Below are 20631 nucleotides of genomic sequence, written 5' to 3'. Positions count from 1 at the left end.
ATCTTTTTGGCTCATCCCGAATTTCACAGACGCGGCGCCGGAATCTGCTCAAGCAGTTGCTGGAGCACTTGATCGACCTGCAGGCCTTCGATATCCAGCTCCGGGGCAATGCGCACCCGATGACGCAGCACCGCCAGTGCGCAACCCTTGATGTCGTCGGGAATCACGAACTCACCGCCACGCAGCAAGGCGCGTGCACGGGCACAGCGTACCAACGCAATCGAGGCGCGTGGCCCGGCGCCAAGGATCAGGCCTGGCCAGGTGCGCGTGCTGCGCGCCAGGCGCACGGCGTAATCGAGCACCTGGTCGTCCAGTGGCAAATCACTGGCGATGCGTTGCAAGGCTTGCACATCCTTGGCTTGCAATACGGTGCGCAGCGGTTGCACATCGAGCATGTCGGCACGGGTCGAGCGACACACCTGACGCACCATGTGCAGCTCTTGTTCGGCATCGGGATAGTCCATGCGCACCTTGAGCATGAAGCGATCGAGCTCGGCTTCCGGCAGGGGATAGGTGCCTTCCTGTTCGATCGGGTTCTGTGTGGCCAAAACCATGAACGGTTGCGCGATCGGCAGGGCGCGACCTTCGAGCGTGACCTGACGCTCCTGCATCGCTTCGAGCAGGGCGGCCTGGGTTTTCGCCGGGGCGCGGTTGATCTCGTCGGCCAGCAACAGGTTGGTGAACAGCGGGCCTTTGCGCAGCTTGAACTGCTCGGTTTGCAGGTCGTAAACCGCGTGACCGGTGACGTCGCTGGGCATCAGGTCCGGGGTGAATTGAATCCGCGCGAATTCGCCACCGAAGCAACGGGCCAGTGCCCGCACCAGCAGGGTTTTGCCCAGCCCTGGCACGCCTTCGAGCAGCACGTGGCCACCGGCGATGAGCGCTGTCAGCACATCATCAATCACCTGATTCTGGCCGATCAGGGCCTTCTGCAATTCTCCGCGCACCGCTTGCGCCAACTGGCTGGCACGCTGGCGTTGCTGGGCGGCGTGGCTGGCGCTGCCGGGCTCGATCTGTTCAGTCATAGCGTGTTCCTCAGGGTTTGCAGGTGGGCGACCTGGCGGCAGAATTCGGCGCTGGATAGCTGCCGGTTCGGCACCGGGCTCAGGGCCTGGCTGATTGAGCGGGTGGGTTGCCGGGTCAGGCGCGACAATGCCAGCCATTGTTCGGCAACGTTCAATCGATCAAAGCCAGGGTGCCGGCGACGGGCGCGGCGCAGCACATCTTGTTGCAGGGCTTGCAGCAGGGCTTGCTGGCCGTTGTGGCGCAACAGGAAATCGGCGCTGGCGCGCAGGTGTTCCTGCAACTGTCGCCGCCCGCTCGGGGCCGGCGTCTGAAGCGGACCGTGACGCAGACTGATATGCCACAGCCACAGGCCGATCAATGCGAGCAGGGCGACGATGGCTTGCGGGAAGTAGCGCCAGAGCAAGGTCAGCAGGCCGTCGTGCTCGGTGTTGTAGATCAACGTGACGTCGGTGTCGGCGCTCAGGTACCAGAGCAGCCAGGCGTTGTCGTATTGGCTGATGGTCTTGTTTTTCCACAACTCGGCGTCGGTGACCACGGTGATCGTGCCCGGGCTGTAGGGCAGCTGCATCATGTGCGTGGCCTTGGCACTGTTGGCCCAGGCTTGCGCCAGATTTTTCGGGTCTTCGAGGTGGAAGTCGGTGTCGAAGCCGGCGTAGGCCGGTGCGTCTTCGTCTTCCAGATAAAGTTTGGTCAGTTTCGGGAAGCGCTCTGGTTCAGCGTCTGCGGGTAAGTCTTTCAGATCCTTGCTCAGGGATTGATGCAGTTGCACCCGGTCGAGCAAAAGGTCATTGCTCTGTTTCGTCTGCTCATCCCACAGCGATTCGGCGACGAACACCAGTCGCCCGCCGGCGCGTGCCCAGTTCAACACCTGATCGACCTGACGCGGGGTCATGCGTGAGCGGTCGTTGAACAGCAGAAGTGTGTGGCGGCGCGGGTCGATATCGGGGAGCACCGCGAGGCTTTCGGCATGGCTGACGTTGAGACCGCGCTCACGTAAAAACAGCTCGGCCGCCAGATAAGGATTGGCTTGCGCGGCGGGCGAGGGGCCGTGATCGATTTCCTCCTGATAAGGCTTGGCTTTGACGTAGAGGAAAACGCTCAACGTGCCTAGCAACAGGGCGATCAACGCCGCGACCCAGCACATTGTGCGGCGACTCAACGGGCAGCTCCCTGGCCGAACAAGCCGCGCCAGCCATCGCACAACTCTTGTTGCACAACCGCCGCCGGTACGTGATGCCCGTAGGCCATGTTTTGCCAGTGTGCGGTCAGACTGCGGCTGAAGGCGAGCAGTTCGGGACGCTGTAATTTCTCGATGTGCGCCAGCACCTGAAGTTCGGTGTCGGCGGGTTTCAGGGGTAGATCGAAATCGTGGAGCAGATGGCTGAGCAATCCTCGATACAGCAAGCCCAGCGCTGCACGGGGCTGGCTTTGCCAGAGTTGTTCGGCGCTGCTGGCGATGTCTTCAGGCAAGGTGTCGCGGTTCAAATCCAGACCGAAGGCCTGCTGCGGCAACGCGCCTTTCGCCTTGGCAGGGAGTTTCGGACGGCGGCTGACGATGGTTTGCAGAAACTCGCGATAGCGCCAGATCACCCAGCCGAGCGTAGCGACAAGCGCGCCCCACAACAGGACTTCAATGATCTTCGCCAGTACGTTCAAGTGTTGTCCGTCGAGCCAGCCCAAAAGGGTTTTCAGCCACTGCGGAGCTTCGCCGGGCTGCTGCGCTTTGGCGGCTGCTGCGGGGTCTTCACCAAAGCGATAGCGGGTGACGGATTCCTTGTTCTTGAACGGCGGCTGTTCGAGTAACGCCTTGATGCTGTCTCGGGATGCCTGACTGGTGAGCGGCTGATTCAACAATCGCGGTGCCTGTGGACTGTCATCAGGCTCGGCTGCCCACGCCGAAGGTACATGCGGCAGCAGCAGACAGACCGCCAGCAGCAATCCCAATACACCGTTGTTCAGGCGCTGTCGCAAGCGGCGGAACACCAACTCGATGTCCCACGCTTCCAGTTGTGTGCGGCGGTTCAGATAAAGGCTGAAACCGCAGGCGACATAGATCGGCTCCCACACCACCAGCACCAGCGCATAGAAAACATTGGTCAGGTGTTCGAGCCAGCGCCAATCGTGATCCGCCGCGAAAATCAGCGACTGCCAGTCCCAGTCCGTCTCGATCTGTTGTGGCAGCAACATATAGAACAGCACCATCAGACCGATCCACAACGCGGTCTCCAGATGCACGCCGATGAGGGTCAGCCATTGCGCGGCGCCGGCGTTGCGCTGCAGTAGCACTTGCAGGCGTTGTTGCCGGGCATTGCCGTCGAGGCCTTCGAGTTGCACCACCGGCAATAGAAAGCTGCGGCTCAAACTCAGGCGGCGCCAGGTCAGGCTGGCCAGCAGTTGCGGTTTGAGCAGGCGCGGCCATTGGCGCAAGGCTTGTTTAAGGGTCGGCGTTTCGCCAAACAGCGCTTTCGACAGGATGTACAACGGCAGGCGTTCGTACGCCGGTTTCAGCCACCAGAAGATAAACACCGCCAGTGACGGTGAATCCCAGAACAACAGGCTGAGCAAGGCGAACAGCGGCAGCGTGACGATCGCCCAACTGGTCATCAGCAGGCGCCGATGTTGCTGGCTCATCAGCACGCCGAGGTCCATGGCTTCCCAGGTCGTGCGCGGACGGATCACCACGGTGGCGTCACTCAGGCGCATGGCGGGTCCTTCCGGCGAACAACAGATAGAGCGCGACCAATGCCCATAGCCCGGCGCCGACCAGGTATTTGGTCAGTGGCGTGACACTGGTTTTCGATGACCAATAGGCTTCGATGAACGCGGCAATCAACAGGAACAACATCACGCCGCACACCAGCAACACGCTTTTGCGCGCCGCCCGTTGTAGTGCTTCGCTGCGGGTCAGCCGTCCGGGGGCAACCAGGGCCCAGCCGAGCTCCAGGCCGGCCGCCCCGGCGAGGGCGATGGCGGTGAGTTCAAAGGCGCCGTGGGCGATGACGAATGACCAGAAGGTCTGGCCGAAACCGATCTCGCTCAGGTGCCCGGCGACCGCGCCGATGACCATGCCGTTGTAGAACAGAAAGAACGCACTGCCCACGCCCATCAGCAATCCGCTGGCAAAGGTCTGAAAGGCAATGCCTATGTTGTGCATCACGTAGTAACCGAACATCACCCAGTCTTCGCTGGCCGCGCGATCGGCGGGGCGCCCGAGGTGGCCGGCGACCGGGTCGTACATGCCTTGCATCTCACGCACCTGATCGGCGGGGATCAGGTTGTAGACCAGTTCGGGAAACACAAACACCAACACGCCGACGCTGATCAGGCTGCCGAAGAACAGCAAACTTGCCACCAGCACAAACGGCCACTCTGCGCGTACCAGACGCGGAAAGTCGGCAAGGATGAAACTCAACAGGTTGGCGCCGAGGCGGCTGCGATGGCGATACAACTGCTGATGCCCGCGCAGCACGTGTTGTTGCAACGAATCAATGAGGAAACTGCTGTAGCCGCGCTCCTGGGCCAGTGCCAGATGTTGACAAAGACGTCGATAGGCCTTTGGGAAACCGGCGACCTGCGAGGTGTCCTTGCCGCGTTCAAGCCGTTCGAGGGCCAGCGCAAAACGCTCCCATTCGGCCTTGTGGCGACTTTCGAAAAGGCTTTGCTTCATGTCGGGCCCAACAAACCGCGAGCGATGCCATTGAGTTCAGCGACAGCCTTTGGCGCAGAAATATGCAGCGGCTGGGCGAGCAGCGCCGCCAGTTCATTGACCCGCGCTGGCGATAAATCACCTTGGCGCTCGGCAAAACCCAGCACGGCGCGTTGTTCTGCGAGCGTCAGGGCGACGGGCGAACGCCGCGGTTCGGCATCAGGCAGTTGCGGGCGAGTCAGCGGGCGTTCGCTGTAGACCACCAGCGTACCGGCAGCGATGTCACCGAGGCGTTTGAATGTCGGGTGTTGCAGACAACTGAGGGTACCGAGAAAGTAGCCGAACGGCAGCAGATCGACAAAGCGCAGCAAGTTGCGCAACAGCGAGGCCGACCAGCCGATAGGTGTGCCGTCGTCGTGCACCACCCGCAGCCCCATCCATTGTTTGCCCGGCGAGCGGCCCTGACGCAGCACTTCGAACAGCACCATGTACCACCAACTGATGACAAACAGCAGCAGCGAACCAAGGCCCATGCCGAGCTTGCCGAGAAACGCCAGCGCGATGAACAGTACGCCCATGATCACGCCGCGAATGCTCAGATCAATCGCAAACGCAACGGCCCTGACCATCAGCCCGGCCGGCCGCAAGGGCAGGTCAATGCCTTCCGGCGTTTCGACCTGATGCCGCGTATCCAGCGGCGGGGCCAGCGGTGCTTTCCTTGGCGGTGCTGTGGGCTCGAGCATGGGCTACCTGGTGTTCGCCTGTTCGGGGTGCAAGTGAGACCGATGCTAGCAGCCTCTCGGGGGAAAACGACATAACTATGTATTGCACAGCGATTGCCGCAAGGTGTTTGAATGTTTCCAGGCTGGCCGCGACGGCGGTCGAGCGCCTAGACTTTGCCGATCTTCAGTTCAGGAACCGCCCGTGACTTCAATCTTCTGGTACGACTACGAAACCACTGGGATCAATCCGCGCAACGACCGCCCGTTGCAGGTGGCCGGAATTCGCACCGACCATGCGCTCAACGAAATCGACGAGCCGGTCAATCTCTACTGCCAGCCCAGCGAAGACATCCTGCCGCACCCGGCGGCCTGCGCGATCACCGGCATTACTCCAAGCCAGCTCGCCGAAAAGGGTTTGAGCGAGGCGGATTTCATGACCCGGGTTCACGCTCAGTTGGCCGCCCCCGGCACCTGCGGCGCCGGTTACAACACCCTGCGTTTCGACGACGAGATGACCCGTTACAGCCTGTATCGCAACTTCTTCGACCCCTACGCCCGGGAGTGGCAGGGTGGCAACAGTCGCTGGGATCTGATCGATGTGGTACGCGCCGCCTATGCGTTGCGTCCTGACGGCCTGATCTGGCCGACCGATGACGAAGGCCGCGTGACGCTCAAGCTCGAACGCCTGACGGCGGCGAACAATATCGATCACGGGCATGCCCACGAAGCGCTGTCGGATGTGCGCGCGACCATCGCCCTGGCTCGGCTGATCCGCGAAAAACAGCCCAAACTGTATGACTGGCTGTTCCAGTTGCGCAGCAAGCAAAAGGTCATGGATCAGATTCGTCTGCTGCAGCCACTGGTGCATATTTCCGGACGTTTCTCGGCCGCGCGCAGTTATGTCGGTGTGGTGCTGCCATTAGCCTGGCATCCAAAAAACCGTAACGCCTTGATCGTCTGCGATCTGCACCTCGACCCGCAGGGGTTGCTGGATCTGGACGCGCAGACCCTGCGCCAGCGGTTGTACACGCGTCGTGATGATTTACTGGAAGGCGAGTTGCCGGTGCCGCTCAAGCTGATTCACATCAACCGTTGCCCGGTGGTGGCGCCGCTTGCGGTTTTGCGCACGCAAGATCAGCAACGGCTGGGGCTGGACATGTCGCTGTATCAACAGCGCGCACTGCGGCTAACTGACGCACAGCAAGTTTGGAAAGATAAAGTTGCAGAGATTTATGTCAGCGAAGATTTCATTCCGAGCGAGGATCCGGAACAACAGTTGTACGACGGATTTATCGGTGACCGCGACCGGCGTCTATGTGAGCAAGTGAGGAGCGCTGACCCGGCACAACTAGCGCAAGAGCAATGGCCTTTCGATGACGAACGTTTGCCAGAATTACTCTTTCGATATCGCGCACGTAACTTTCCCGAGACGTTGAATTTCGAAGAGCAAGAGCGCTGGAGAATATTTTGTCAGCAGCGCTTGTCCGCCCCTGAATACGGCGCACCGAATACCTTGAAATCTTTTAGCGAGGCGGCCGAGCAATGGTCGCTTAATGCCACGCCGATGCAGAGTGAAGTGCTCAATGAATGGAAGAATTATGTCCAGGCATTGCGCAAACGTTTGAATCTTTGAAATCGAACATGACCGGGCTTAAATGCCGGGCATAAAAAAACGCCAGCATTCGCTGGCGTTTGTTTTTTCGCGGATCGCTCTGCGAAGGCGTTGCGGCTTAGCCCAGCAGGGTAGCCCAGCCTTCAACCACGTCACCGCCCCACTTGGCTTTCCACTCTTTCAGAGTTTTGTGGTTGCCACCTTTGGTTTCGATGACTTCGCCGTTGTGCGGGTTTTTGTATTGTTTAACTTTGCGAGCACGCTTGGTGCCGGTAGTTTTTACAGCGCCGCCACGTGGAGCTTTGGTTTTTGCTTCCGGGTCCAGCAGCGCGATGATGTCACGCAGCGACTTGGAGTATTCGCCCATCAGGGTGCGCAGTTTGCCTTCGAATTCCAGCTCGGTTTGCAGTTTGTCGTCTTGGGACAGGTTCTTCAAACGGGCTTGCAGCTCTTTGATAGCTTCTTCGGTGGCGCGGTATTCGTTGATCAAGGACATGATTACTACCTTAGTAAAGTGCGGGATGGCAGGGGGACAGTGCCGCAATAATAGTCAGGCTGTTTCATCAAGTAAACATTTAACCGGGGTTTTTATTTAAATTAGTTTCGAGAAACTGCCCTCTATTGAATATTCAGTTAAATAGTGTGATCCAGTCATCACAGATATTCACAGTTGTCTGATCAAGCGCTGCCGCAGGATCACCATCACGTTGACGGTTACTCCATCGAAAGCCGTAGCGCCGGGCCTGGCGCGGGCCGTGCTGATCGATACTGCAGTTTTCCCGCGCAGCCGCTAGAATGGCGGCCTTTGCGAAGTTCTGGAGTTTCCCCCTCATGCGCACTTTTCGGCTGGTGATATCTTGCCCGGACCGCGTTGGCATTGTTGCCAAAGTCAGTAATTTTCTGGCAGCCCACAACGGCTGGATCACCGAAGCGAGCCACCACTCGGACAATCAGGTGGGCTGGTTCTTCATGCGTCACGAAATTCGTGCCGATTCGCTGCCTTTCGGTATTGAAGTGCTGCGCGAGAAGTTTGCGCCGATCGCCGAAGAGTTCTCGATGGACTGGCGCATCACCGACACCGAGCAGAAAAAGCGCGTTGTGCTGATGGCCAGCCGCGAATCCCACTGTCTCGCGGACTTGCTGCACCGCTGGCACAGCGATGAACTGGACTGCGAAATTTCCTGCGTGATTTCCAACCACGACGACCTGCGCAGCATGGTCGAATGGCATGGCATTCCTTACTACCATGTCCCGGTCAATCCGCAGGACAAGCAACCGGCCTTCGACGAAGTGTCGCGTCTGGTCAAGCAGCACGACGCTGAAGTGGTGGTGCTGGCGCGCTACATGCAAATTCTGCCGCCGGACATGTGCCGCGAATACGCACACAAGGTCATCAATATTCACCACAGCTTCCTGCCGTCGTTCGTCGGCGCCAAACCGTATCACCAGGCGTCGATGCGTGGCGTGAAGCTGATCGGCGCGACTTGCCACTATGTGACCGAAGAGCTCGACGCCGGTCCGATCATCGAGCAGGACGTGGTGCGCGTCAGCCACAGTGACAGCATCGAAGACATGGTGCGTTTCGGCCGTGACGTCGAGAAAATGGTGTTGGCTCGTGGCCTGCGCTATCACCTCGAAGATCGCGTGCTGGTGCACGGCAACAAGACTGTGGTGTTTTGATCTAAACCACACCGGCTTGAAAAACCAAGGGTCTGGGCGTTCAATCGCCCAGACCCTTGTTCATTTATGCCCCGAGGAACCTTCATGAGTGATCCACTGGACAAAGCCACCTCCAAAGCACCGGCGACTTTGGGTGAGGGTTGTTTGAGTCGATATGATCCCGAGGACATGAGCCCGGAGGATGGTACCGAGTTTCCCGGCGCTGCCGAGTTGTGGGAACAACTCAAAGAGCAGGAGCAGGACGACGTCAAGAAGCCTGTCTGACGTTCATCAGCTTCTTCAACAGCGGCCGCCCCAACATCAACAGAAACACCGGGCCCCCCACCACCAGATAGAAGTAATACGTCACCACCCGCCAAATCAGAATCGCCGCCGCTGCGGTGGATTTCCCTACCATCGGCGCCAGCAGCGCTGCCGACGTCAATTCCGCCGCCCCGGCACCGCCCGGCAGCAGACTGAATTGCCCGGCTCCGAGCGAAAGCATCTGCACCAGAAAACTCCACGCCCACTGCAAGTCGGCGCCCAACCCGCGCAGCGCCAGATACAGCACGCTGTAACGCAGCAACCAATGCACGCACGTCAGCGCGAAGACCTTGATCAGTGTCTGCCAGGGCAACTTCAGCGTGTCGGAAAATGCGGCGAGAAAGTGCAACAACTTGCGCGCCCAGCGACGGCGGGTGCTGGCCTTGACGTTCATCCTTGCCAGCAGACGACCGCTCAGGCGAATCAAGGCGCGGTGATAACGCGCAACCAGCACGCAACTGAGCAAACCGCCGAACAATGACACCGCACTGACGCTCAGCAACCACTCCAGTCGATCACTGAGGTGCTGAAACAGTGCATAAATCAGAATCCCGCTGAGGGCGCAGAGAAAGAACAGCAAATCACTCAGTTGATCCATGGCAAACACCGCGCTACCCCGCGCCGGCCGCACACCCGATCGGGCCAGCAGGGCCATGATCGTCAGCGGTCCGCCACTGCCACCGGGCGTTGCGCAGTAGGCGAACTCGGCGGCCATCACCACGCCAAGGCTCTTCAGTGGGCTGACGCGGTCGCGTTGATCACCGAGCAACAAACGCAAACGCAGGGTATTGATGCCCCAGCAGAGCAGGATCATGCCGAACATGATCAGCAGCCAGTGCAAAGGGAAACTTTGCAGACGCGCCCAGGTTTCGCCGCCGCCCAGCACAACCGGAATCAGCACCGCGGCGAGCAGGCCGATGAGCAACAGAACGCCGCGACTCATGCGGCGCGCTCCAATTGACTTCGCTGTTGCGCCAGCCAGTCGATTTTAGTCATCGGTACGCGTCCTTCCGCCAGCAGTCGTTCAAGGGTTTTCAACCAGTAATCACGGGAGAAACGGTGGCGCATGTCCACCGGGTGCAAGCCTAGCCGAATCACCGGCGCCTGGCACCAGCGCTGTTCCCGCTGCTCGCAGACCAACTTTGACAGGCCCCGGCGCCAGGCACTGCGGGCGCTCCAGACCAGACCGGGGGCGTCGATAGCGCTGAAATCCGGCAACCGATAAAGATGCTGCGGATCGCTGGTGTAGCTAAACGGCAATTCACGCAGGGCCTGGCGCGTCCCATCGCTCATCAACCACGCCGGGGCGACGAAACCGTGCAGCGGCCAGCCATGGCGCTGGAAAACATCGATGCCATCGCGCAGGCGGGCGAGGGCGGTTTCGCGGGACAAACGATAGAACTCGCCTTCATGGGTGTAGACCCGGCGCATGAACCAGTCGCGCGGTGTTGTCGGGCGGGGCTCCTGGTCATCGTGAAAATAACCGTGCAGCGCCAACTCATCGCCGCGGGCGACGCGCCTGTCGAGCATTCGACAGAATGCCGGGTGATCGTCGAGGGTGTTGTGCCGGTGGAAGTTCGGTACGATCAGCCACGTCATTGGCACGTTGCCCAAGGCGTCGACCGCCTCGACAAACGGTTGGTAATCCGCCCACGTCGACGGTGCCACGTCGTGCAGTACCAGCAACACGGCGGGATCGTTCATCGATTCAACCATTGGCCACCCGTGGCAGCGTATGGCCGAGAACCGCGTGATAGTGGCCCAGCAAACTGTCGACCACCGTGTCCCAAGCGTAGTGGGTTTCGACATGCTGGCGGGCCTGGGCGCCAAGTTTGCCGCAGCCGCGACTGAACAGTTCGCGCACGGCATTGGCCATCGCCTGCGGGTTGTTTGGCGCGCACAGCAGGCCGCAGGACTCCGTGACAATCTCTTCGAACGCGCCGGCAGCCACCGCCACCACGGGAATGCCGCAAGCCATGGCTTCAAGGATCACCAGGCCAAAGGTTTCCTGATCGCCGGCATGAATTAGCGCATCGGCACTGGCCATCAACTGCGCGACGCGTGGTGCGGGGCAGAATTCGTCGATCACACTGACGTTGTCCGGCACTGCCGCCGGCATCGAAGAACCGACCAGCAACAAGTGATAACGCGGGCCGAGGCGTTGCAGGCATTTGAGCAGCACTGGCAGGTTTTTCTCTTTCGAGCCGCGCCCGGCAAAAATCAGCAACCGGGTGTCTTCGGCGATGCCCAGTTCTGCGCGCAGTTGCGGGTCGCGGGCACTGGGGTGAAAGGTCTGCAGATCGACGCCCAACGGTTGCACGAAGACATTGCGTACGCCGAGGCCGCAGAGCTTGTCAGCCATGACCTGACTGGGCGCCAGGACCCGGTCGAAATTGCCATAAAGCCGGGTGACATACGCCTCGATATTCGGCGTGACCCAATGGCCCATGCGATTGCTGATCAGCAGCGGCAGGTCCGAATGATAAAAACCGATCACTGGCACATCCAGTTGCCGTCGGGCATCCAGAGCTGCCCACGCAGTCAGGTAAGGGTCACCGACTTCGATCAAATCCGGCTGCAAATCCTGCAGGACATTTCGCCAAGGCGCGAGGCGTAGAGGGAAACGATAACCCTTGCCGAAGGGCAGGGCGGGGGCTGGAACCGTGTAAATACCGTCGTGCTCGCCGAAATGCGCACCTGGAATCAACAGGCTGTGGCGAATGCCGGGTTTGACGCCCAGCCGGCGGTGTTTGGCATCCAGATAAGTGCGCACGCCCCCGCTGGCCGGGGCGTAGAACATGGTGATGTCGGCGATATGCACGGTGATCAACCCTCCGCTACGTAGTTCTCCCTTGGTTGACCTTTATCAAGAATAGATGTTCGGTCGGGATTGCGCGGTAGAGCTGAAGAGCACCCTCTCCCAGAGGGAGAGGGGACTGACCGTGGTGGATGTTGGAGGTACGCCGACTTGAGAGACTTGAGCCGAACTCAGGTTCTGAAAAGCATGAAGATCTGCTCCCTTTCCCCCTCGCCCCCCTTGGGGGAGAGGGCTGGGGTGAGGGGGTAAGGCTCTTGATCTTCAGATACGGAAACTGCCAACCAGTTGCTTCAACCGCGAAGCCTGCTGCTCCAGATCCGAGCAAGCCCGCAACGTTGCCTGCAAGTTCTCCACGCCTTCCTGGTTCAGCGTATTGATCTCGGTGATATCGACGTTGATCGACTCGACAACAGCAGTCTGTTCCTCGGTCGCCGTGGCCACCGACTGGTTCATCCCGTCGATCTCACCGATACGCTGCGTCACGCTGTTCAGGCGCTCCCCGGCAAGGTTGGCAATCTCGACGCTGTCCTGACTGTGGCGCTGGCTGTCGCTCATGGTGCTCACCGATTCACGGGCGCCGACCTGCAGCTCCTCGATCATGGTCTGCACTTGCTGCGCCGATTCCTGGGTGCGATGCGCCAGATTGCGCACTTCATCGGCCACCACGGCAAAACCACGACCGGCCTCCCCAGCACGCGCCGCTTCAATCGCGGCGTTGAGCGCTAGCAGGTTGGTCTGCTGGGAAATGCTGGTGATCACTTCGAGAATCTGGCCGATGTTCACGGTTTTGCTGTTCAGCGACTCGATGTTGCTGCTCGACGCGCTGAGCATGCTCGACAGCTGGTTCATCGCCTTGATGCTGCGATCTACCACTTGCTGGCCGTCTTCAGCCAGACCGCGCGCGTCGCTGGCCTGATTCGAGGCCTGTGCAGCATTGCGGGCGATTTCCTGCGCGGCGGCGCCGAGTTGGTTGATCGCGGCGGCAACGCTGCTGGTGCGCGAAGCTTGCTGATCGGAGTTGTACATCGACGAGTTCGACGCGGCGACCACGCGCAGGGCGACTTCGTTGACTTGCCCGGTCGCCGACGACACTTCGCGGATCGAACCGTGAATGCGCTCGACGAAACGGTTGAATGCGGTACCGAGCACACCGAATTCATCGTTATTGACGATGGTCAGGCGTTTGGTCAGGTCGCCTTCGCCGTCAGCGATGTCTTCCATGGCGCGGGTCATCACGTGCAGCGGCTGGATCAGCAGGCGGATCAGCATGCCAAGCAGGGCAATGATGATCGCCACGGCAATCACGGTCGCGATCACTGCGGAGGTGCGGAATTCGCTGAGCATGGCGAAGGCCTGATCCTTGTCCACCGACAGGCCGATGTACCAGTTCACCGACGGCAGACCTTTGATCGGGGCGAAGGTGACAATGCGCGTCTTGCCATCGACGGTGACTTCGCTGAAGTCGCTGCTGATGCGCGGGGTGTCCTGCGGATAGGCTTCTTTCAGAGACTTCATCACCAGAGCCTTGTCCGGGTGGACGAGGATCTTGCCGTCGGCGCTGACCAGGAACACATAACCCATGCCGTCGAAATCCCGCGCTGCGAGGGTGTCGACCAGCGATTGCAGGCTCAGGTCACCGCCAACCACACCGACGCTCTGGCCGGCCTTTTTCGAGGCTGTGGCGATGGAGATGATCAGTTGGCCGGTAGCAGCGTCGATGTAGGGTTCGGTCAGGGTCGAGGTGCTGCTGCTCTCGGCACCTTTATACCAAGGGCGCACGCGCGGATCGAAACCGTCCGGCATCTTCGTGTCCGGGCGGATGGTGAAGTGCCCGGTGGCATCGCCCAGATAGGAAGCCATGAACGTCGAGGTCAGGGTTTTCTGTTCCAGCAGGCTGGCGACGTTGGCAGGTTCGGGGTTGATGGCAATGTTCTGGGCGGCGTTTTCGACCAGCAGAATGCGACCGCCGAGCCAGGTCTGAATATTGCCGGCGGTGACCTCGCCCATCTCGTTGAGATAGTTGTTCAGGTCATCGCGGATCGCATTGCGCTGCAACCAGTCGTTGTACGCCGTAAACGAGGCGAAGGCGGCGATGACGATGAGGGCGGCGGCAAGCAAGATTTTATGGCTGAAGCGCAGATTTTTGTTCATGGCTTGGGGTTCCGCTAAGGTCTTAATGTCCAGGGCGTGCTTTTATAGAAGCGCGCAAAATGGGCAAGGGTGAAAGCAAGCTGATATTTCCGTCTCTCCTTAGGGAAATGTCCGGCCTGACTTGTGGTCGGGTCTCTCACTCTTCTGTATCGGCCATGCGTAATCAAAGATTAACCATTGGGTGACAAAATGCCTGACTCCTCGCAACTCGTAATCGGCGCCGATCTCGCAGGCCAGCAGATTGCTCAGGCCATGCGCCTGGCGAACCGCCACGGACTGGTCGCCGGCGCCACCGGTACCGGTAAAACCGTCACTTTGCAGCGTTTGGCCGAGGCGTTCAGTGACGCCGGCGTCGCAGTATTTGCCGCTGACATCAAGGGCGATCTGTGCGGCCTGGGTGCCGCCGGCAACCCGCAGGGCAAGGTTGCCGAGCGTATCGCCGGGATGCCGTGGCTCAATTACAAGGCGCAGGCTTATCCGGTGACGCTTTGGGATATCCACGGTGAGTCCGGTCATCCGCTGCGCACCACGCTGAGCGAAATGGGCCCGTTGCTGATTGGCAGCCTGCTGGAGCTGACCGACAGTCAACAGTCGGCGCTCTACGCAGCCTTTAAGGTCGCCGACCGTGAAGGCCTGTTGCTGCTGGATCTAAAAGATCTGAAAGCACTGCTCAATCACCTCAAGGACAATCCGCAACTTCTGGGCGAAGACGCGGCGCTGATGACCACCGGCTCCAGTCAGGCGCTGCTGCGTCGCCTGGCGATCCTCGAGCAGCAGGGCGCCGAAGCCTTGTTCGGCGAACCGGCACTGCAACTCGAAGACATTCTGCAACCGACCGCCGATGGTCGCGGGCGCATTCATTTGCTCGATGCCAGCCGTCTGGTACACGAGGCGCCGAAGGTCTACGCGACCTTCCTGTTATGGTTGCTGGCTGAGCTGTTCGAGCAGTTGCCGGAGCGCGGCGATGCCGACAAACCGCTGCTGGCGCTGTTTTTCGATGAGGCGCATTTGCTCTTTGGCGACACACCCAAGGCATTGCAGGAGCGGCTGGAACAAGTGGTGCGCTTGATCCGTTCCAAAGGGGTTGGCGTGTATTTCGTCACGCAGTCGCCGACGGACTTGCCGGATGACGTGCTGGCGCAACTCGGCCTGCGCATCCAGCATGGCTTGCGCGCCTTCACTGCCAAAGAGCAGAAATCCTTGCGCGCAGTGGCGGACGGCTTCCGGCCGAATCCGGCGTTCGACAGTTTGTCGGTGCTGACCGAGTTGGGGATTGGCGAGGCGTTGGTCGGCACGCTGACCGAGAAAGGCACGCCGGAAATGGTGCAGCGCGTGCTGGTGGCGCCACCGCAATCGCGAATAGGGCCGTTGACCGAAACCGAGCGCACGGTGTTGATCGCGGGTTCGCCATTCAAGGGGCGCTATGACAAACCGATTGATCGGGAGTCGGCGTATGAAATTCTGATGGGGCGCAAAGGCCTGGCGCCTGAAGCCGAGGCACCCGCCGGCAAGCCTGCGCCTGAAGAGCCTAGCCTGGCCGACAGAGCAGGAGAGTTCCTCGGCACCGCCGCCGGCCAAGCGCTGAAATCGGCGATGCGCCAGGCTGCCAATAACCTTGGCAAACAACTGGTGCGCGGTTTGATGGGCTCTTTACTCGGTGGCAGCAAACGCCGCTAAAAGCAAAGATCGCAGCCTGCGGCAGCTCCTACAGGAAAATTGCGTTTCATCTGTAGGAGCTGCCGCAGGCTGCGATCCTTTGATTTTTCTTCAGGTTTTGGCCTTGGCGTGCGCCGCCAGGCGCTCCAGCGCCGCGCGCAAACCCGGATCACTGATCCCGTCCGCCGTCGCCTGAATCGTCGCCGCCGCATCCGTGGACAAATCCATGGTGTGCCCGGCTGCCCCGCGTTGAACCGTCGGCGGCTGCACCTTGAACAGAATCCGCGTCAGACTGGCGAACTCATCAAACATCTGCAATTGCCGCTGCAGGCGTTTTTGCTGGTAGCGCAGTCGCGTGGCCCAGTGGCCGTCGGTGACGATCAGCAACAAACTGCCCTCGCGCCACGACGCCACATGGCAATGTTCGCGGGCGGCGGGCTGCAACTGGCTTTCGAGCAGGCGTTGTAAATGGCCCAGGCGCTGGGCATGGCCGAGGATGGCTTTGAGCGGCTTGGCTTCGCGCAAGAGAACGGCGGGTGCTTTGGCCGTAAGAGGGCGAAATGCCATGATCGAACACCTGAAGTAACAGAGTCGCCATGGTAGCAGAAAGGCCAAACTCACTCGCCCATTGCTTTTGCCCCCCCTTTACCCATTAAATCAACGACTAACTTCTGCCTCGTATGACTTGAAGTTGAGCAAAACGCCCCTATTTTAAGTGAGCCCCGTCAAAGCGCAGTGCCAGCATCGTGGAACATCGCCACTTTCCTCACTTCCGTTTCCGGGTAGAATGCTCGTTCGCATGCGGCCATGAGGGCTGCACGGGCGACGCTCACGGGGCCGCCCTCCATCCCTTTAGTGTGGAAGATCCTGCCGATATGTTTGCGCCTTTGTTAAAGAAACTTTTTGGAAGCAAGAACGAGCGTGAAGTCAAACGCATGCTCAAGACGGTGCAGCTCGTCAATGCCTTCGAAGAGCAAATGGTGGCCCTTTCGGACGATCAGTTGCGCGCCAAGACCGAAGAGTTCAAGGCCCGCATCGCCAAAGGGGAAACCCTCGACAAGCTGCTGCCAGAAGCCTTTGCGGTCGCCCGCGAAGCCGGCAAGCGCATCATGGGTATGCGCCACTTCGACGTGCAGCTCGTCGGTGGCATGACCTTGCACGAAGGCAAGATCGCCGAAATGCGCACCGGTGAGGGTAAAACCCTCGTAGCGACCCTGGGTGTTTACCTCAACGCGCTGTCCGGCAAGGGCGTGCACGTTGTGACGGTGAACGACTACCTGGCGCGTCGTGACGCCAACTGGATGCGCCCGCTGTATGAATTCCTCGGCCTGACCGTCGGCGTCGTGACGCCGTTCCAGCCGCCGGAAGAGAAACGTCTGGCCTACGCCGCCGACATCACCTACGGCACCAACAACGAATTCGGTTTCGACTACCTGCGCGACAACATGGCGTTCAGCATGGAAGAAAAATTCCAGCGCGAACTCAACTTTGCCGTGATCGACGAAGTCGACTCCATTCTCATCGACGAAGCGCGTACCCCGCTGATCATTTCCGGTCAGGCCGAGGACAGCTCCAAGCTGTACATGGAGATCAATAAACTGATCCCGCAGCTGGAACTGCACGTCGAAGAAGTCGAAGGCGAAGTCACCAAGGCTGGCCATTACACCGTTGACGAGAAGACCCGTCAGGTCGAACTCAACGAAGCCGGTCACCAGTTCATCGAAGACATGCTCACCCGCGTCGGCCTGCTGGCTGAAGGCGAGAGCCTGTACTCGGCGCATAACCTGGGCCTGCTGACCCACGTATATGCCGGTCTGCGTGCGCACAAGCTGTTCAATCGCAACATCGAATACATCGTGCAAGACGGTCAGGTCGTACTGGTCGACGAACACACCGGCCGTACCATGCCGGGCCGCCGTCTGTCCGAAGGCCTGCACCAGGCCATCGAAGCCAAGGAAGGCCTGAACATTCAGGCTGAGAGCCAGACCCTGGCCTCGACCACGTTCCAGAACTACTTCCGTCTGTATACCAAGCTGTCCGGCATGACCGGTACCGCTGACACCGAAGCGTTCGAATTCCACCAGATCTATGGTCTGGAAGTGATGGTCATCCCGCCGAACAAACCGTTGGCGCGTAAAGACTTCAACGACCTGGTATTCCTGACCGCCGAAGAGAAATACGCGGCGATCGTTGCGGACATCAAGGAAAGCATGGCTGCCGGTCGTCCGGTGCTGGTGGGTACGGCCACCATCGAAACCTCCGAGCACATGTCCGCATTGCTCGTGAAGGAAGGCATCGAACACAAGGTTCTCAACGCCAAGTTCCACGAAAAAGAAGCTGAGATCATCGCACAGGCCGGTCGTCCGGGCGCCCTGACCATCGCCACCAACATGGCCGGTCGTGGTACCGACATCCTGTTGGGCGGTAATTGGGAGGTTGAAGTCGCGTCGCTGGAAAATCCGACCCCTGAGCAGATTGCCCAGATCAAGGCCGACTGGCAGAAGCGTCACCAGCAAGTGCTCGAATCGGGCGGTTTGCAGGTGATCGCTTCCGAGCGTCACGAATCGCGCCGTATCGACAACCAGCTGCGTGGCCGTGCCGGTCGTCAGGGCGATGCCGGTTCCAGCCGCTTCTACCTGTCGCTGGAAGACAGCCTGATGCGCATCTTCGCTTCTGATCGAGTGAAGAACTTCATGAAAGCCCTGGGCATGCAGCCGGGCGAAGCGATCGAGCACCGCATGGTGACCAACGCGATCGAGAAGGCGCAGCGCAAGGTTGAAGGCCGCAACTTCGACATTCGTAAGCAACTGCTCGAGTTTGACGACGTCAACAACGAACAGCGTAAAGTGATCTATCACATGCGTAACACGTTGCTGGCCGCTGACAACATCGGTGAAACCATCGCTGATTTCCGTCAGGACGTGCTCAACGCCACCGTCAGCGCGCACATTCCGCCGCAGTCGTTGCCAGAGCAGTGGGACGTGGCCGGTCTGGAAGCTTCGATTGCCAGCGACTTCGGCGTGACACTGCCGATCCAGCAGTGGCTCGACGAAGACGATCACCTGTACGAAGAAACCCTGCGCGAGAAGCTCATGACCGAGCTGATGGCGGCGTACAACGAGAAAGAAGACCAGGCCGGTGCCGACGCACTGCGCTCGTTCGAGAAACAAATCGTACTGCGTGTGCTGGATGACCTGTGGAAAGACCACCTGTCGACCATGGATCACCTGCGTCACGGTATCCACCTGCGTGGCTACGCCCAGAAGAACCCGAAGCAGGAATACAAGCGCGAGTCGTTCACGCTGTTCTCCGAGCTGCTCGATTCGATCAAGCGCGACTCGATCCGTGTGCTGTCGCACGTTCAGGTGCGCCGCGAAGATCCGGAAGCCGAAGAGCAACGTCTGCGTCAGGAAGCCGAAGCACTGGCCGCCCGCATGCAGTTCGAACACGCCGAAGCGCCAGGCCTGGAGCAACCGGAAGTACTGGGTGAGGAGGTCGATGTGGCCCTCGCTACCGCGCCGGTGCGCAACGAGCAGAAGCTGGGCCGCAACGAACTGTGCTACTGCGGTTCGGGCAAGAAATTCAAGCATTGCCACGGGCAGATCCAGTAAAACCCGTTTCAATCGCTGAAATACCCGCGCCGCGACCGGCATAAGCCGTCGCGGCGTTTTGCCATTTAAACCACCGCTTTCAAATGGCGGTGCTGACTTCATTGAGTAAGGAGCGCATTCATGGCTGTTGGTCTTGGTCCTTTGCCAACGTTGCACCCGGTTGCCGGTTTTGAACTCGGTATCGCCTCGGCCGGCATCAAGCGCCCCGGGCGCAAGGATGTCGTGGTGATGCGTTGCGCCGAAGGTTCGACCGTGGCGGGCGTATTCACGTTGAACGCCTTTTGTGCCGCACCGGTGATTCTGGCGAAGAAGCGCGTCCAGAACGCCGTGCGTTATTTGCTGACCAACACTGGCAATGCCAACGCCGGTACCGGCGAGCCGGGCCTGGCCGCTGCTGAACGCACCACCGCCAAGTTGGCCGAGCTGACCGGCGTTGCTGCCGAGCAGATCCTGCCGTACTCCACCGGCGTGATTGGCGAGCCACTGCCGGTCGAGAAGATCGAAGGCGCACTACAAGCCGCGCTGGACGACCTCTCGGAAAACAACTGGGAAGCCGCCGCCACCGGCATCATGACCACCGACACCCTGCCGAAGGGCGCCAGCCGCCAGTTCGAGCATGACGGCGTGACCATCACCGTCACCGGTATCAGCAAAGGCGCGGGCATGATCCGCCCGAACATGGCGACCATGCTTGGTTACATTGCTACTGACGCCAAAGTCTCCCGTGACGTTCTGCACAACTTGATGCTCGATGGCGCGAACAAGTCGTTCAACCGCATCACCATCGACGGCGATACCTCGACCAACGATTGCTGCATGCTGATTGCCACCGGCAAAGCTGCACTGCCGGAAATCAACCGTGCCGAAGGCGAGCTGTTCGCCAAACTGAAGCAAGCGGTGTTCGAAGTGTGCATGGACGTGGCCCAAGCCATCGTGCGCGACGGCGAAGGCGCGACCAAGTTCGTGACGGTTGAAGTGAATGGTGGTGGCAATCATCAGGAATGCCTCGACGTCGGCTATACCGTGGCGCACTCGCCGCTGATCAAGACCGCGCTGTTCGCCTCCGACCCGAACTGGGGCCGTATCCTCGCCGCTGTCGGCCGTGCCGGCGTGCCGGATCTGGACGTGAGCAAGATCGACGTGTTCCTCGGTGAAGTGTGCATCGCCAGCCGTGGCGCCCGTGCGGCGACCTACACTGAAGCCCAAGGCTCGGCGGTGATGCAGCAGGAAGAGATCACCATCCGCATCGAGCTGGGTCGCGGCGATTGCAGCGAAACCATCTGGACCACCGACCTGTCGCATGAATACGTGAAGATCAACGCCGAATACCGCACTTGATCTAACCTGAGACCGAGTCGCCTGCATCGCCAGCAGGCTGGCTCCCACAGAGATCTGTGTCATGCACA

The 20631-nt window shown here is 60.1% G+C and carries 17 protein-coding genes; 6 read left to right on the top strand and 11 right to left on the bottom strand.

What is annotated here, in order from left to right; all coding sequences use genetic code 11:
- Positions 1–23: 23 nt before the first annotated feature.
- Genes PspR84_RS22595 through PspR84_RS22575 form a run of 5 tightly spaced genes read right to left on the bottom strand, consistent with a single transcriptional unit; the run spans position 24 to position 5415 of the window.
- Positions 24–1025, bottom strand: coding sequence for a MoxR family ATPase (locus PspR84_RS22595; protein ID WP_160059195.1), 1002 nt, complete (start codon positions 1023–1025; stop codon positions 24–26).
- A complete protein-coding gene (locus tag PspR84_RS22590) occupies positions 1022–2170 on the bottom strand; it encodes a DUF4350 domain-containing protein (protein ID WP_174244525.1) in 1149 nt (382 codons plus the stop codon). Before PspR84_RS22590 ends, PspR84_RS22595 begins: the two co-directional genes overlap by 4 nt.
- Positions 2171–2181: 11 nt before the next feature.
- Positions 2182–3729: a DUF4129 domain-containing protein gene (locus PspR84_RS22585; protein WP_160059193.1), complete on the bottom strand. Its 1548-nt coding sequence runs from the start codon at positions 3727–3729 to the stop codon at positions 2182–2184.
- The gene (locus tag PspR84_RS22580) at positions 3716–4693 is read right to left on the bottom strand and encodes a stage II sporulation protein M (protein WP_160059192.1); all 978 of its coding nucleotides are present in this window, start codon (positions 4691–4693) and stop codon (positions 3716–3718) included. Before PspR84_RS22580 ends, PspR84_RS22585 begins: the two co-directional genes overlap by 14 nt.
- Positions 4690–5415, bottom strand: a complete 726-nt coding sequence (locus tag PspR84_RS22575) for an RDD family protein (protein ID WP_160059191.1) — start codon at positions 5413–5415, stop codon at positions 4690–4692. Before PspR84_RS22575 ends, PspR84_RS22580 begins: the two co-directional genes overlap by 4 nt.
- A 181-nt stretch (positions 5416–5596) precedes the next feature.
- Here PspR84_RS22575 and sbcB point away from each other — a divergent pair, with 181 nt between their 5' ends.
- Positions 5597–7027: an exodeoxyribonuclease I gene (sbcB, locus tag PspR84_RS22570; RefSeq protein ID WP_160059190.1), complete on the top strand. Its 1431-nt coding sequence runs from the start codon at positions 5597–5599 to the stop codon at positions 7025–7027.
- Between the two features lie 97 nt (positions 7028–7124).
- On the opposite strand, the gene mvaT is transcribed toward sbcB, so the two are convergent.
- Positions 7125–7502: a histone-like nucleoid-structuring protein MvaT gene (mvaT, locus tag PspR84_RS22565; protein WP_008058684.1), complete on the bottom strand. Its 378-nt coding sequence runs from the start codon at positions 7500–7502 to the stop codon at positions 7125–7127.
- Positions 7503–7837: 335 nt separating this feature from the next.
- Here mvaT and purU point away from each other — a divergent pair, with 335 nt between their 5' ends.
- Both purU and PspR84_RS22555 read left to right on the top strand, forming a co-directional pair.
- Positions 7838–8686 carry a formyltetrahydrofolate deformylase gene (gene purU / locus PspR84_RS22560; protein ID WP_011335666.1) on the top strand — a complete coding sequence of 283 codons (849 nt, stop codon included), beginning with the start codon at positions 7838–7840 and terminating at the stop codon, positions 8684–8686.
- Positions 8687–8770: 84 nt separating this feature from the next.
- Complete coding sequence (locus PspR84_RS22555; RefSeq protein ID WP_034153438.1) at positions 8771–8950, top strand: hypothetical protein; 180 nt, start codon at positions 8771–8773, stop codon at positions 8948–8950.
- On the opposite strand, the gene PspR84_RS22550 is transcribed toward PspR84_RS22555, so the two are convergent.
- The 4 genes from PspR84_RS22550 to PspR84_RS22535 form a co-directional block, all read right to left on the bottom strand.
- On the bottom strand, positions 8934–9932 hold the full coding sequence (locus PspR84_RS22550) for a lysylphosphatidylglycerol synthase transmembrane domain-containing protein (protein ID WP_160059189.1): 999 nt from the start codon (positions 9930–9932) through the stop codon (positions 8934–8936). The two genes, PspR84_RS22555 and PspR84_RS22550, sit on opposite strands and share 17 nt — an antisense overlap.
- Positions 9929–10705 (bottom strand): DUF2334 domain-containing protein, encoded by a 777-nt coding sequence (locus tag PspR84_RS22545; protein WP_160059188.1) that lies wholly within the window; start codon positions 10703–10705, stop codon positions 9929–9931. Before PspR84_RS22545 ends, PspR84_RS22550 begins: the two co-directional genes overlap by 4 nt.
- Positions 10698–11819: a glycosyltransferase family 1 protein gene (locus tag PspR84_RS22540; RefSeq protein ID WP_238785159.1), complete on the bottom strand. Its 1122-nt coding sequence runs from the start codon at positions 11817–11819 to the stop codon at positions 10698–10700. Before PspR84_RS22540 ends, PspR84_RS22545 begins: the two co-directional genes overlap by 8 nt.
- Positions 11820–12068: 249 nt before the next feature.
- The gene (locus PspR84_RS22535; protein WP_160059186.1) at positions 12069–13958 is read right to left on the bottom strand and encodes a methyl-accepting chemotaxis protein; all 1890 of its coding nucleotides are present in this window, start codon (positions 13956–13958) and stop codon (positions 12069–12071) included.
- Positions 13959–14147: 189 nt separating this feature from the next.
- Here PspR84_RS22535 and PspR84_RS22530 point away from each other — a divergent pair, with 189 nt between their 5' ends.
- On the top strand, positions 14148–15635 hold the full coding sequence (locus tag PspR84_RS22530) for a helicase HerA-like domain-containing protein (protein ID WP_160059185.1): 1488 nt from the start codon (positions 14148–14150) through the stop codon (positions 15633–15635).
- Between the two features lie 90 nt (positions 15636–15725).
- Here PspR84_RS22530 and PspR84_RS22525 read toward each other — a convergent pair whose 3' ends face one another.
- Positions 15726–16181, bottom strand: a complete 456-nt coding sequence (locus PspR84_RS22525) for a DciA family protein (RefSeq protein ID WP_160059184.1) — start codon at positions 16179–16181, stop codon at positions 15726–15728.
- A 308-nt stretch (positions 16182–16489) separates the two neighbouring features.
- Here PspR84_RS22525 and secA point away from each other — a divergent pair, with 308 nt between their 5' ends.
- Both secA and argJ read left to right on the top strand, forming a co-directional pair.
- Entirely contained in the window at positions 16490–19225 is a 2736-nt protein-coding gene (gene secA / locus PspR84_RS22520) for a preprotein translocase subunit SecA (protein WP_160059183.1), read from the top strand.
- 120 nt (positions 19226–19345) lie between these two features.
- Complete coding sequence (argJ, locus tag PspR84_RS22515) at positions 19346–20563, top strand: bifunctional glutamate N-acetyltransferase/amino-acid acetyltransferase ArgJ (protein WP_160059182.1); 1218 nt, start codon at positions 19346–19348, stop codon at positions 20561–20563.
- Positions 20564–20631: the final 68 nt, after the last annotated feature.

The organism is Pseudomonas sp. R84 (genome assembly GCF_009834515.1).
Taxonomy (GTDB): domain Bacteria; phylum Pseudomonadota; class Gammaproteobacteria; order Pseudomonadales; family Pseudomonadaceae; genus Aquipseudomonas.
This window is presented reverse-complemented; position numbering and strand designations above follow the sequence as displayed.

Excerpts from the sequence above, each read along its gene's own strand:
- PspR84_RS22595 (WP_160059195.1), bottom strand. The coding sequence starts at position 1,025 with ATGACTGAACAGATCGAGCCCGGCAGCGCCAGCCACGCCGCCCAGCAA.
- PspR84_RS22590 (WP_174244525.1), bottom strand. The coding sequence starts at position 2,170 with ATGTGCTGGGTCGCGGCGTTGATCGCCCTGTTGCTAGGCACGTTGAGC.
- PspR84_RS22585 (WP_160059193.1), bottom strand. The coding sequence starts at position 3,729 with ATGCGCCTGAGTGACGCCACCGTGGTGATCCGTCCGCGCACGACCTGG.
- PspR84_RS22580 (WP_160059192.1), bottom strand. The coding sequence starts at position 4,693 with ATGAAGCAAAGCCTTTTCGAAAGTCGCCACAAGGCCGAATGGGAGCGT.
- PspR84_RS22575 (WP_160059191.1), bottom strand. The coding sequence starts at position 5,415 with ATGCTCGAGCCCACAGCACCGCCAAGGAAAGCACCGCTGGCCCCGCCG.
- mvaT (WP_008058684.1), bottom strand. The coding sequence starts at position 7,502 with ATGTCCTTGATCAACGAATACCGCGCCACCGAAGAAGCTATCAAAGAG.
- purU (WP_011335666.1), top strand. The coding sequence starts at position 7,838 with ATGCGCACTTTTCGGCTGGTGATATCTTGCCCGGACCGCGTTGGCATT.
- PspR84_RS22555 (WP_034153438.1), top strand. The coding sequence starts at position 8,771 with ATGAGTGATCCACTGGACAAAGCCACCTCCAAAGCACCGGCGACTTTG.
- PspR84_RS22550 (WP_160059189.1), bottom strand. The coding sequence starts at position 9,932 with ATGAGTCGCGGCGTTCTGTTGCTCATCGGCCTGCTCGCCGCGGTGCTG.
- PspR84_RS22545 (WP_160059188.1), bottom strand. The coding sequence starts at position 10,705 with ATGGTTGAATCGATGAACGATCCCGCCGTGTTGCTGGTACTGCACGAC.
- PspR84_RS22535 (WP_160059186.1), bottom strand. The coding sequence starts at position 13,958 with ATGAACAAAAATCTGCGCTTCAGCCATAAAATCTTGCTTGCCGCCGCC.
- PspR84_RS22530 (WP_160059185.1), top strand. The coding sequence starts at position 14,148 with ATGCCTGACTCCTCGCAACTCGTAATCGGCGCCGATCTCGCAGGCCAG.
- PspR84_RS22525 (WP_160059184.1), bottom strand. The coding sequence starts at position 16,181 with ATGGCATTTCGCCCTCTTACGGCCAAAGCACCCGCCGTTCTCTTGCGC.
- secA (WP_160059183.1), top strand. The coding sequence starts at position 16,490 with ATGTTTGCGCCTTTGTTAAAGAAACTTTTTGGAAGCAAGAACGAGCGT.
- argJ (WP_160059182.1), top strand. The coding sequence starts at position 19,346 with ATGGCTGTTGGTCTTGGTCCTTTGCCAACGTTGCACCCGGTTGCCGGT.